The 11,413-nt window shown below is 44.6% G+C and carries 14 protein-coding genes; 13 read left to right on the forward strand and 1 reads right to left on the reverse strand.

Annotated elements, in window-relative coordinates; all coding sequences use genetic code 11:
- Positions 1–138 precede the first annotated feature (138 nt).
- The 8 genes from DESPCE1_RS0110075 to DESPCE1_RS0110110 all read left to right on the forward strand — a co-directional run bounded on the left by DESPCE1_RS0110075 (position 139) and on the right by DESPCE1_RS0110110 (position 6,129).
- The gene (locus tag DESPCE1_RS0110075) at positions 139–1,116 is read left to right on the forward strand and encodes a CYTH domain-containing protein (RefSeq protein WP_019850400.1); all 978 of its coding nucleotides are present in this window, start codon (positions 139–141) and stop codon (positions 1,114–1,116) included.
- A 142-nt stretch (positions 1,117–1,258) separates the two neighbouring features.
- Complete coding sequence (locus tag DESPCE1_RS0110080) at positions 1,259–1,897, forward strand: HD domain-containing protein (protein WP_019850401.1); 639 nt, start codon at positions 1,259–1,261, stop codon at positions 1,895–1,897.
- 1 nt (position 1,898) lies between these two features.
- Positions 1,899–2,411, forward strand: coding sequence for a flavin reductase (locus DESPCE1_RS0110085; protein WP_019850402.1), 513 nt, complete (start codon positions 1,899–1,901; stop codon positions 2,409–2,411).
- A gap of 40 nt (positions 2,412–2,451) precedes the next feature.
- Positions 2,452–2,883, forward strand: a complete 432-nt coding sequence (locus DESPCE1_RS0110090; RefSeq protein WP_019850403.1) for a DUF3887 domain-containing protein — start codon at positions 2,452–2,454, stop codon at positions 2,881–2,883.
- A 39-nt stretch (positions 2,884–2,922) separates the two neighbouring features.
- On the forward strand, positions 2,923–4,125 hold the full coding sequence (locus DESPCE1_RS0110095) for an RNA-splicing ligase RtcB (RefSeq protein ID WP_019850404.1): 1,203 nt from the start codon (positions 2,923–2,925) through the stop codon (positions 4,123–4,125).
- A 146-nt stretch (positions 4,126–4,271) separates the two neighbouring features.
- Positions 4,272–4,643: a GntR family transcriptional regulator gene (locus DESPCE1_RS0110100; RefSeq protein WP_014793905.1), complete on the forward strand. Its 372-nt coding sequence runs from the start codon at positions 4,272–4,274 to the stop codon at positions 4,641–4,643.
- Positions 4,640–5,338, forward strand: a complete 699-nt coding sequence (locus DESPCE1_RS0110105) for an ABC transporter ATP-binding protein (RefSeq protein WP_014793906.1) — start codon at positions 4,640–4,642, stop codon at positions 5,336–5,338. The genes DESPCE1_RS0110100 and DESPCE1_RS0110105 overlap by 4 nt, the downstream gene beginning before the upstream one ends.
- Positions 5,332–6,129 (forward strand): hypothetical protein, encoded by a 798-nt coding sequence (locus DESPCE1_RS0110110; RefSeq protein WP_014793907.1) that lies wholly within the window; start codon positions 5,332–5,334, stop codon positions 6,127–6,129. Before DESPCE1_RS0110105 ends, DESPCE1_RS0110110 begins: the two co-directional genes overlap by 7 nt.
- A 94-nt stretch (positions 6,130–6,223) precedes the next feature.
- Here the strand turns inward: DESPCE1_RS0110110 and DESPCE1_RS0110115 are convergent, their stop codons facing one another.
- The gene (locus tag DESPCE1_RS0110115; RefSeq protein WP_019850405.1) at positions 6,224–6,853 is read right to left on the reverse strand and encodes a hypothetical protein; all 630 of its coding nucleotides are present in this window, start codon (positions 6,851–6,853) and stop codon (positions 6,224–6,226) included.
- A gap of 239 nt (positions 6,854–7,092) precedes the next feature.
- Between DESPCE1_RS0110115 and DESPCE1_RS0110120 the strand changes: the two genes are divergently transcribed.
- From DESPCE1_RS0110120 to DESPCE1_RS0110140, 5 genes are all read left to right on the forward strand, one after another.
- Positions 7,093–7,866, forward strand: a complete 774-nt coding sequence (locus DESPCE1_RS0110120) for an ABC transporter ATP-binding protein (protein ID WP_014793909.1) — start codon at positions 7,093–7,095, stop codon at positions 7,864–7,866.
- A 2-nt stretch (positions 7,867–7,868) separates the two neighbouring features.
- Complete coding sequence (locus DESPCE1_RS0110125; protein ID WP_019850406.1) at positions 7,869–9,779, forward strand: hypothetical protein; 1,911 nt, start codon at positions 7,869–7,871, stop codon at positions 9,777–9,779.
- A gap of 11 nt (positions 9,780–9,790) precedes the next feature.
- Positions 9,791–10,162: a co-chaperone YbbN gene (locus DESPCE1_RS0110130; protein ID WP_019850407.1), complete on the forward strand. Its 372-nt coding sequence runs from the start codon at positions 9,791–9,793 to the stop codon at positions 10,160–10,162.
- A 105-nt stretch (positions 10,163–10,267) separates the two neighbouring features.
- Complete coding sequence (gene tatA, locus DESPCE1_RS0110135) at positions 10,268–10,474, forward strand: twin-arginine translocase TatA/TatE family subunit (protein ID WP_014793912.1); 207 nt, start codon at positions 10,268–10,270, stop codon at positions 10,472–10,474.
- A 180-nt stretch (positions 10,475–10,654) separates the two neighbouring features.
- Positions 10,655–11,263 (forward strand): DUF3786 domain-containing protein, encoded by a 609-nt coding sequence (locus DESPCE1_RS0110140; protein ID WP_019850408.1) that lies wholly within the window; start codon positions 10,655–10,657, stop codon positions 11,261–11,263.
- The last annotated feature ends 150 nt before the right edge of the window (positions 11,264–11,413 follow it).

Here is an 11,413-nt window from a genome sequence, read left to right on the forward strand (position 1 = left end):
ATTAAGCATCTCCAAGAGAACTCCTTCAAAACAATTCAGATAATTCCTTAAATAGAGTTTTTCTGTGCCGGGATGGTAAATAACCTATGCTTTTGATAGTAAAAAGGTGTTATACCAAAATAAAAGGGGAGAATTCCAATGAGTATTAATATTTCAAATAAATCCGATGTCTTTAAATTCGCGCTTGCTCTCTATGACTACCTTATCCAAAAGGGTCAAACTAAAGAAGCTAATGATCTCAGCCAATTAGTGGATTCCTGCTATACCAATGATGAATATGCTCTAAAGGCTCACCTCGAGGCTTTTAGACTGATACAAGAAAGGGTACAGATCTTGCCCCTTCAATATCAGCGTGCTCTTGAGGAGGCCATAACCTATATTCTTCAAGAGATTGACAGTAGGAAGGACAAGGATACTGCACAAGGGCGCTGTACTGCTGATAAAACAAAGGAGTGCAGCGAGAACACGGCCAAGGAGCAGGAATTTCAGGAAATTGAACTAAAACTTAAGGTTCACAATCCGCAGCTTGGGGAGAGGATACTGGAAGATCCTTTGATCAGAGAGTTAAGTCGAAATACCCGGCCCCAAGTCAAGGAATATGAGACAACCTATTATGACACTTGCGGCCATCAGCTCATTAATCACCAGGTATGCTACAGAATACGGAGTTCAGCAGGGGAATATACTGCCACCATCAAAGGATTGGGTTCATCTCAGAGTGGACTATCCATAAGGAGGGAATGGAATCGAAAATTATCGGAGAATATCCCTACCTTAGAACCTTTTAAGGATCTGGCCATAGGCCAAGAATTAGGGAACTTTGTTAGAGATGAAGAACTCCTCCCTATTTTTGTCACTCGGTTTAAACGAACCGCTCTTGACCTGACTTGCCAAGACGGCAGCCACATTGAGTTAGCCCTGGATGTGGGGGAGATCGAAGCAGAGAGTAAAAGAGAACCCATCTGTGAACTCGAGCTCGAACTCAAAAGCGGTCAAATAGAGAATGTGCTAAAATTAGGAGAAGTTCTTTCCGAGGTCTACCGCTTAAAGCCTGAAGAACAGAGTAAATACCAACGGGGAATGATCCTTGCCGGAATTATGATTTCTTGCAGATGAATACTTTGAAATATAGATACACAGAAAGATTATACAGACCTGGCTAATTGGCCAGGTTTTGCTTATAACATAACCTGCCTGCTTTGGGTAAACTATAAGATAGGTATCCAACAAGATTAAAGTATTTTGGGGAGAAATGACTATGCCAAGCACAACTTTTCAAGAAATCGACAATCATCTTCTGAATGATAATAAACCTTCAAACTTCATAATAGAATTAAGCAAGAGGGGAATATTTGAGGGGTCTTATCCTTTTACCCTATTAGGAGCACTGAAAAATACCCCCCAGTCTCCAAAGCACCATCCCGAGGGTAGTGTTTGGAACCATACTCTTATGGTTCTTGATAACGCGGCCGAGAGAAAACACATCAGCAAAAATCCTCAGGTGTTCATGTGGGCGGCCTTGCTCCACGACTTGGGCAAAGCCCCCACCACCCGCATACGTAAAGGGCGTATCACTTCTTATGACCATGATTCAGAAGGGGAGAAGCTGGCCAGCCAATTCCTCCGGGAGTTAACCCAGGATGAAATGTTCATCCGCCAGGTAGCCAAAATGGTCCGCTGGCATATGCAGATTCTCTTTGTCGTTAAAGGATTGCCCTTTGCCAATGTCAAAAAAATGGCCTCGGAAGTCTCTGTGGAAGAAATTGCCCTTCTTGGTTTTTGTGACCGTTTAGGAAGGGGTGAAATAACTGAAGAAAAAAAGCAGGAAGAAGAGCAGACCATAGAGAAATTCTTAGTACGGTGTATGGAAATACTTCAATTTAAAGGAGATTTGTAAAATGCGCGAATTCAAAGAAATTACTCCGGAACAATTTGTACATAGTCCTTTTCAGATCCTGGACAAAGAGTGGATGCTCATTACCGCCGGCAAAGATGAAAAAACCAACACTATGACAGCTTCCTGGGGCGGTTTTGGGGTATTGTGGAATAAGAATGTAGCTTATATTTTTATTCGCCCTACACGCTACACCAAGGAATTTGTAGATCATTCCGATTCCCTGTCACTATCCTTCTTTGATCCCTCCTACAAAAAACAACTGGGCTACTTAGGGCGCGTATCCGGAAGAGATGTGGATAAGATTAAAGAATCCAGCTTAACTGTGATCAAAACTGATGATGGGACCCCCTACTTTGAAGAAGCAAAAATGACACTCTTTTGCAAAAAGCTCTATGCCCAGGAACTAAAGCCTGAGTGCTTTATTGTGGATGGTCTGGATGAGAAGAATTATCCTCTGAAGGATTATCACACCATGTATGTAGTAGAGATCGAAAGAATTCTTGTAGAAGCATAACTGTTTTGAAAAACAGGATCACCGGGGAGGAGCTCACATCATGAATATGCAAAGAGAGAGGCAGAGAAGAGGTTTAGTGATTCTTGCTTCAATTTTGTGTCTGTTTTTATTAACGGCTTGTAATAAGGAATTGCCGGCTCTGTCCAGCAAGTTTGATCCGGTCAAGGTTGAGGAAAAGGCTAAAAGCGTCATCGCCTTGGTGAATGACAGGGACGGCCAGACTATGCGGGAGATGGGTACTGAAGAAATTAAACAGAGTTTAACTGACGAGGCTATGAAGCCTGTTTATGATGCCCTGCAAAAAGCGGGTGCCTTCAAGGAAATTAAAGATATCCAATTGGCCGGCAATACGGATTCTTCCGGGCAGGAGTATGCGGTCTTTGTAGCTAAAGCTGTTTACGAGAAGAAAAGTTTTATTGTTACTATCACCTTTACACCGGATATGAAGCTGTCCGGACTATTTTTTAAATAAAAGATATGTAGCTAATAATAAAATACGAAAGGATAAACCATGATCAAGATCACGGGTCAATACAATCACGCTTTTGTCTTTACCGAGACGATGGAGGCAGGAGCCAGCCAACAAATCGAAGTCTTATGCGATCAAGAATTTGTCAAGGGCAGCAAGATTCGAATCATGCCTGATGTCCACAGCGGTGTGGGATGTACGATTGGCACAACCATGACCATTAATGATAAAGTGGTGCCTAATTTGGTCGGTGTGGATATAGGGTGCGGCATGGAAGTAACCCAGCTTGAAGGCTCACACTTTGAGCTGCAAAAGCTGGATAAGCTGATCTATGCGAACATTCCCAGCGGCTTTAATATCCGCAATAAGGAGCACCGTTTTCATGAGAGTATTGATTTAGATGATCTCAAATGCAAAAAGGAAGTCAACTTAACCCGTGCCCGTAGAAGCATCGGTACCCTGGGTGGGGGCAATCATTTTATCGAGGTCAATCAAGACAGCCGGGGAATTTATTATTTAGTGATTCACTCAGGCAGCCGCCATTTAGGCAATGAAGTAGCTAAGCTGTATCAAGAGGAGGCTTATCGGACTTTAAATAAGTCCACAAAGGCCGATATCGAAGAATTGATCGCCGGGTTGAAAGCCGCCGGGCGGGATAAAGAGATCCTCAAAGAGGTCAAACGGAAAAAGGCAGAGGTCCTAACGGATATTCCCAAGGCTTTAGCCTATGCTTCCGGAGCACTTTTTCAGGATTATATCCACGATATGAAGATTGTTCAGCATTTTGCGGCCTTAAACCGGAAAGCCATGGCGGATGAAATACTTAAAGGGATGAAGCTCAAGGCCGTGGATCAGTTCACGACCATTCATAATTACATCGATACAGAGAACATGATTCTGCGCAAAGGCGCAGTCTCAGCCCAAAAAGATGAACGACTCCTGATTCCTATCAATATGCGGGACGGCAGCCTGCTCTGTATCGGCAAAGGCAACCCTGACTGGAACTATTCCGCTCCACACGGAGCGGGCCGCCTCATGAGCCGCTCCCAAGCCCGTAATTCCTTGACCTTGACCCAATATAAGGACATAATGCAAGGAGTATTCTCCACATCGGTCAACAAAGAAACCTTGGATGAATGCCCTTTAGCTTATAAGCCAATGGAGGATATCATCAGGAACATCCACGATACGGTGGAGATAGTAGATCAGATTAAGCCGGTCTATAATTATAAAGCTGCGGAATAAGAAAGTCATGATTTGGAGATATATTGCTCTGAATCATGGCTTTTTTGCGGAAAAATATTTTTAACTCCTCTTGACATCTTTTAAGAATAATGTATTATTGTATTAAGCGCTTAATACAATAATACATTGATATAAGAGGTGAGAACATGTTATGGGATCTGAAGACGGACAGACCTATTTACACTCAGTTAATTGAGCAGATTCAGCTTAAGATTTTTTCAGGAGTGTACCCCTTAGGATCCAAACTCCCTTCGGTCCGGGATATGGCTCAAGAGGCGGCTGTTAACCCCAACACCATGCAAAGAGCCTTAGCAAAAATGGAAGAGGACGGATTGATTATAACCCACCGCACCAGCGGTCGGTCGGTAACGGAGGATGCGCATATGGTAGAGATGGCAAAAACCAAAGTAGCCAAAGAACAAATCACTGAGTTTCTGGAAAAAATGAAAATGATGGGATTTGAACAAAAAGAGATCCTAACCATCATCAACACTATGGCAGAGGAGATGAAAAAATGAAGCCAATCCTGGAATGTAAGGGGCTGACCAAGAAGTACGGCACCAAGGTCGCCCTGAACAATATCAACTTAACTTTGGAACGGGGGCAGATCGTAGGTCTTTTAGGACCGAACGGCAGTGGAAAAAGCACCCTTATCAAACTGGCCAATGAGCTTCTAACTCCAACCGGGGGCGAAATTCTCATCGATGGTAAAAAGCCGGGTATCGAGACCAAGAAAATAATCTCCTACCTCCCCGAAAAAACTTACCTTAATGACTGGATGAAAGTCCACGAGATCATCGAGTTTTTCAAGGACTTCTATGAGGATTTCAAGACTGAGAAGGCTTTCGATATGCTGAAAAGCCTCAATATTAATCCCCATGACAGACTAAAGACCATGTCCAAGGGTACCAAGGAAAAAGTTCAGCTCATCCTGGTCATGAGCCGGGAAGCAGATCTTTACCTTTTAGATGAACCCATCGGGGGTGTGGACCCGGCAGCTCGGGATTATATCCTGAAAACCATCCTCAGCAACTACAATGAAAAGGGAACCGTTCTCATTTCCACCCACCTTATATCCGAAATTGAAAATATCCTCGACTATGTTGTCTTTATCAATCAAGGTCAAGTCGCATTGACCTCCACAGTGGATGAAATCCGCAGTGAAAAGGGTAAATCCGTCGATGCCTTATTCCGGGAGGTGTTCAAATGTTAAGTAAGCTGATGAAATATGAGTTAAAAGCCACAGGAAGAGTATTCTTGCCCTTATTTCTGGCCTTATTGGTCTTTGGTCTTATTAACCGTTTCATGCTGGGAGTGAGCGCCAGTCATCAATGGCAGACTCCAGCGATCATTAGTATGGCTGTTTATATCTTTATTATGGTTGGAATGTTTGTCATGACCTTGATTATGACTCTCCAGCGCTTCTATAAGAATCTTCTCTCCGAAGAAGGCTACCTGATGTTTACCCTCCCTGTGAAACCCTGGCAGCATATTGTCTGCAAGATGACGATCTCTTTGTTTTGGCTAGTGCTCAGTTTTTTCGTGGCCATTCTCTCTATCGTACTCATCGCCTTTAAGCCAGGTGACTGGGAGCACATCATGAGGGAAATAATGAACCTTGGCAAAGTATTGGATTATTTTGGCTCATCCGTCTATTTGTACTCCTTAGAGGGTATTCTCGGAATCATCATCGTCTTAACTTCGGCCGTTTTGATTCTCTACGCCTCGATTGCCGTTGGTCACCTGTTTACTCAGCACCGCATTCTAGCTTCCTTTGCCGCCTTTATCGGGCTCAATACCATAACACAAATTATCAGTATGGGGATCACTTATGTGGTAGGATATAATTTTCATAATCTGCAGGTAACCTCAGAGAATTTTCTCACGATGCAGAGCGAACTACACCTGTTCATTGTTTATTTACTGATTGAATCGGCATTGATCACTGCAGCCTACTTTGCCATTACCAACCATATTTTGAAGAAGCGTTTGAATCTTGAGTAATGAGTGGCCGGCGCCACGATTCTATCAAAAGACTTAAGGTGCTCCTATGAAGACCTTAAGTCTTTTGCATGGATTTTGCGGTATTCCAGCTTCATTAATGGGGCGGTGATTGTGGCTGATGGCGGCTGGACTGCCTATGAATGGACTGGAACCTTCGATTTCCCTGGAAGTAGAGGAGCAGGGCAAATAGCAAAGCCCCCAGGGCATCCAGGATAATATCTCCCATGGTGTCATGAATGCCAATCCCTTGATAGAGAGTGCCGAAGGTACAGTCCATAGTATACTCGTAGATTTCCCAGACCCCACCGGCAGCCAAAGAGAAGGAAAAGGAAAAAAGGGCGGCCAGGATTCTACTCATTATGGAGTCCTGCTTTTGGCGAGGATCAAGGAACATCAGAAGTAAGAAACCCATATGGGCAAAGATGAAGCCTGATGCACCGTGGAGCATTTTATCCCACCACCAAAACACAGAATAGAAGCGATTGGCTGTTCCTAAAAAAATGGAGGCGTATAAGAATAGAATCAGGACGGTAAGAAACCCTCGGGGGATAGTCAGCTTGTATCTGGTCTCCAAACTAAAGGGAAGGGTCATAAAGAACAGGGTCAGCAGGCACATCCCCGTGGATAACCAATTCAAGCGGGCAAGGTGGAAGAAGGTCATAGGGACAATCGTTATCCATAGCAAAATATAAAGCCAAAAGACAAAAGGTTTTTTTCTTTTCATAGTTTACTCCTTAAGAAGGTAAGTTCTTGCTAATTCGGCTTATAATGACTTATAATTTCCTTAGAACAAGAATTTAATTCTATAATTGAAGCAGGAAGTCCTATTCCTGCTTTTCATTTTTGAGGAGGGCCTCATGTGAAGGGTGTATGATCATAGAAAATCTAGTTTAGACTAAGTATTAGAAAGAGCTGAAAAAGACATAAAAGCAATCTAAAAAGTTCCTGAGAAGGGAGTAGATTATGAATCAAGTTTTGATAAAAACCAATCAACTAACCAAACGCTACGGGGATGTAGCTGTAGTGAATCATTTAAATCTCGAAGTAAGGGCAGGAGAGATTTTTGGCTTTCTTGGCCCCAATGGAGCAGGAAAAACCACCACGATCAAGCTCCTGACCGGACTTATGGAGCCAAGTGAGGGAGAAGCTTTAATTTGCGGTTATGATATTCGCAAGCAGCCCACCCAAGCCAAAGCCCTTATGGCTTATGTCCCGGATCAACCCAAACTCTATGGTAAACTCTCGGCTTGGGAATTCCTAAAGCTCATAGGGGATCTTTATCAGATACCCAAAGATGTGACCATAAAAAGGGCAGAGATGCTTTTGGAGATGTTTGGACTTCTGGACAGAGCCGATGAACTTTTGGAAGGATATTCCCACGGGATGCGCCAGAAGGTGGTGTTAGCCTCCGCCCTGATCCACCAACCCAAAGTCATTCTCCTGGATGAACCCACCGTAGGGCTGGATCCGGCCAGCGCCCGTCTCCTCAAGGACGTTTTGCAGGAGTTGGCACACCAGGGAGCGGCTGTTTTTGTCTCCACGCATATCTTAGAGATTGCCGAAAGAATGTGCCACAGGGTGGGCATTCTTCAAAAAGGAAAACTCATCGCTCAAGGCAGCCCGGAGGAATTGCGTCAAAAAGTAGGACATGGGGGAGAAAGCTTAGAAGATATCTTCCTGGAGTTGACCGGGGGTCATGAAAATGAGGAATTGATCAAAAGCCTGGAGGAGGGATGAGCGTGAGAATCCTTTTACCGCCTCCTATAGAAACACCGCCGCCGCCTCAATCTTTCTTTCAGGACTTCATCCTCCTCCTCAAAAATCAATTCCGGGTGTCTTGGAACAAATTTCGCCATCGGCCGAAAAGTGCTATTCTGCTTTATGCCCTGCTGATCTTTTTCATAGCGGCTTTCATTTCTTCCATGGGTTTCCTGGCTTATGGAGCTATGGGCTCTATTTCCCATGAAGTGGTGGAGGGATTTCTTTCCTTGCTCTTTTTAGGCGGATTGGTCGGTCAGATATTTTTCGGTATCACCGCCGCCTTTGCCGCCCTTTATATGTCGGAGGATCTGGAGCTTCTCTTCATAGCTCCGGTATCCTTGAAAGCCGTCTTTGCGGTCAAATCCCTCAGCGTCATCGCCAGCAACTTTTTAACAGCACTCCTTTTTGTGTTTCTGCCGGGGATTTTTTATGGATTATTCTTTCAGGCCGGTCCCGCCTTTTACATCCTCGTCCTGCTTGTGGGGTTGGGTCTCATGATCATCGGCACAGCTATTGCCGAGCTGCTGAATTTAATCGTTATGCGCATCGTTCCCCCCCATCGCAGCAAAGAAGCCGTAGGCTTCATCGGAGCATTGGCGGGAATTATGATCGCCTTGTTTTTCCAGATTCCCAATCTGATTCTGGGCAGGGGAGAGCAATTTGACATGACCTCCTGGCTTACAGGCAATGAACAGATCCTCAACCTTATGCATCTCTTTCCCTGGGGATGGGGATCCCAAGCCTTAGTAGCCGGTATGTCGGGAAAATTCTTAGTGGGGCTGGGCTGGAGCCTGCTCCTTCTCGCCGTAGGGATCGGACTCTTTCTCCTGGCGTTTAATCTCTTGGAACAGGGGTTTCGCCGGGGCTTTATCTCCCTGAGTCAGGGTGAAGGGGGCCGCCGACGCACCAAAAGCCGGAAAAGAGCATTGCCCGACCAAATTACACCAGAAAGAACTTCCCGGGCGGCTCTTCAAGGAAGAGCGGATACCAATCTAAAGCGGGTATTTTCTATACTCAATGAAGAACCCATAGGCAAAACTTCTCCCTTGCGGGGAATGTGGGCTGTTGCCCAAAAGGATTTGCTTTACCTGAAGAGAGATACCCGGGAGTGGTTTGGTTACCTGACTCCTTTGATCATCATGGCTTTTTTTATCGCCCAATACCTCTTTGTCCGCACACCAGGCTCCGAATCCTCCCTGGTAACAGTCTTTATCATGTACACGATCATGTTCAGCGGCAACATGGCCCTGCTTTCCTTTGGCCGGGAAGGTGAATCCGATTGGCTTTTGAACAGCGTTCCTCTGGGAGGCTGGCCGGTTGTATTAGGAAAACTGCTGGCGGCGGTCTTACCCACCTTGGTCCTTATGGAAGCTCTCCTGGTGGGAACTGCCCTAGCCATTGGCTTAAGCACCACGATGATTCTGGCTTTAGCCTTCGGCGCTATCTTTCTATCGATGGGTTCCAGTGCCATTGGTCTCTTTTATTCCATTAACTATTCCCGATTTAACCCGGAAAATCCTCAACAGCGAATTTCGCCGGGAGCATCTATGTTCATGTATCTGGTGAATATGGTCTTTGTACTCTTGCTGGCCTTAGGCATCCTCTATGTGTTCCGTCCGGTGGAATTAGTGGCTGTTCTTGAAGGGCTTCCTCCTGTAACCTATGAAGGTGGCTTTTGGTCAGGCGTTCTCTATGCTTTCTATCTTTTAACCCGCCCTCTGCTCTGGCCAACCTGGGCGCGCTTAATCATAGGTATCCCCGTTACAGCGGCTATCTGGGCTGTGATGTTTTTCGGCTTTATGGCCGCCACCGTAAGGGAAAGCCGCAAGGGGTTCCGGGTGGAGATCGTCACGACGAAGAAGAAAAGCAAGAAGACAAGGAAAAGGTAGGGGAGAAAGCATTGACGGAGAAACCGATGCTCATTCAGAGCAGGGAAAGCCTGGATCACCTGCTTCGAGAACAAAGAATTTCAATCCTCTATTTCAGCAGCTCAAATTGTAATGTCTGCCATGCCCTTTTGCCAAAAGTGTTGAAGCTGGCACAGAATTACGAGATTGTGGTGGGGGAGATCAACATCCAGGAATTGAGGGAAGAGGCAGGGCAATTTCTGGTCTTTACTGTGCCGACACTCCTGATTATGTTGGAGGGAAAAGAGATTCTCAGAGAGAGTCGGTTCATAGACCTTCTAAACGTAGCCCGGACCTTGGAATCCCTCAGTGAATATCTTGAACCGCTTTTACCTTCTGGCAATATAAGCTTATCTAATATATAATTAGGTGGAATATAATAAATCTCGAATATTCCGAGCATCTTAAGAAAACAGCATATCAGAAAGAATAGTATAGAGGCTCAGATAACTAAAAATTGAGGTGAAACGATGATTACTTTTGGAATGATAACACCAATGGTAGCTGTTATTGTATTGATTATTGCCCTTCTTATTTTTGGCCCCGGAAAACTTCCTGAAGTAGGAAAGGCGATGAGTAAGGGAGTTAAGAACTTTAAGCGTGAAATGAACACCGTCGATGCGGAAATCGTCAGTGAGGAAAAGAACACAGACGAAAAGGAAAAGAAAGAAGAGTAAAATCAAAGGGGCGTTTTGGCTTCACATATATGTGGAGAGCCATAACACCCCTGTTTTTTTATGGTCTAAGGTATAATAAATCCTTCAGGGACTATGCAGTAAGCAGGAAATACACCTTTAGAATAGAATATTTAGGCAAATCAGTTTATTTGGGTGAATAGGTGTAAAGGTGGGTTTGTAATGACGACAGAAAGTCAGAAGAAATATCGGGATGCCTTGGAGCATGCCAAGAGTGAATTTGCCAAGCGCAGTTTTTCCAAGATTCTGGAGCTTTCCGGAGCTACCTCATATGACGAATCCAGCCTGGTCCTTGGCTATGGGGGTGAGCTTTACCGAGTTTGGTACCCCGAAGGAGAGATAACTCCTTGTGAGGACATCACCGATCATATTCTCATTCTCCAGTACCTGACGGAAGTATGCGGAGTTCAGCCCACCGGACGGTGGATATCCTTCAGAGAGCTGCCGGGAGGAAACAACCATTACGGGGCATTTAAACTGGAAGCCATGGATCCTTTGGCCAAGCACTTTGGAAATTCGCCGGAGAAATTTGAGACCATATGCCAGAAACTTAAGGGCAAAAAATTGGCTATGGGAGACATAGCCTATACCATAGAGGTTCTTCCCAAACTTGAACTGGCCCTGATCCTATGGTTGGCCGATGATGAATGGCCGGCAAAGGCTAATATACTTTATGACGCCACGGCCAGCATGCATCTGAATACGGAAGGATTGGAAGTCATGGCCATCAATTTAGTAGAGAAGATGGTAGCTAAGACTTCAATACTATAGTTAAAATGCATAAAGGGTGCCGCAGAGCTGCTTCTTAGCATCTGCGGCACCCTTTATTCTCAAAAGATTTAGAAAAAAATAATAATTTATTAATATTTAACAATAAACTATTAATATATATGTGATAGTATACACAAAGTAGTAATAAAT

The sequence above is a fragment of the Desulfitobacterium sp. PCE1 genome (assembly GCF_000384015.1).
In the GTDB taxonomy this organism is placed as follows: Bacteria; Bacillota; Desulfitobacteriia; order Desulfitobacteriales; family Desulfitobacteriaceae; genus Desulfitobacterium; species Desulfitobacterium dehalogenans.

Coding starts and splice junctions, on each gene's coding strand:
- DESPCE1_RS0110075 (WP_019850400.1), top strand. CDS start 139: ATGAGTATTAATATTTCAAATAAATCCGATGTCTTTAAATTCGCGCTT.
- DESPCE1_RS0110080 (WP_019850401.1), top strand. CDS start 1,259: ATGCCAAGCACAACTTTTCAAGAAATCGACAATCATCTTCTGAATGAT.
- DESPCE1_RS0110085 (WP_019850402.1), top strand. CDS start 1,899: ATGCGCGAATTCAAAGAAATTACTCCGGAACAATTTGTACATAGTCCT.
- DESPCE1_RS0110090 (WP_019850403.1), top strand. CDS start 2,452: ATGAATATGCAAAGAGAGAGGCAGAGAAGAGGTTTAGTGATTCTTGCT.
- DESPCE1_RS0110095 (WP_019850404.1), top strand. CDS start 2,923: ATGATCAAGATCACGGGTCAATACAATCACGCTTTTGTCTTTACCGAG.
- DESPCE1_RS0110100 (WP_014793905.1), top strand. CDS start 4,272: ATGTTATGGGATCTGAAGACGGACAGACCTATTTACACTCAGTTAATT.
- DESPCE1_RS0110105 (WP_014793906.1), top strand. CDS start 4,640: ATGAAGCCAATCCTGGAATGTAAGGGGCTGACCAAGAAGTACGGCACC.
- DESPCE1_RS0110110 (WP_014793907.1), top strand. CDS start 5,332: ATGTTAAGTAAGCTGATGAAATATGAGTTAAAAGCCACAGGAAGAGTA.
- DESPCE1_RS0110115 (WP_019850405.1), bottom strand. CDS start 6,853: ATGAAAAGAAAAAAACCTTTTGTCTTTTGGCTTTATATTTTGCTATGG.
- DESPCE1_RS0110120 (WP_014793909.1), top strand. CDS start 7,093: ATGAATCAAGTTTTGATAAAAACCAATCAACTAACCAAACGCTACGGG.
- tatA (WP_014793912.1), top strand. CDS start 10,268: ATGATTACTTTTGGAATGATAACACCAATGGTAGCTGTTATTGTATTG.
- DESPCE1_RS0110140 (WP_019850408.1), top strand. CDS start 10,655: ATGACGACAGAAAGTCAGAAGAAATATCGGGATGCCTTGGAGCATGCC.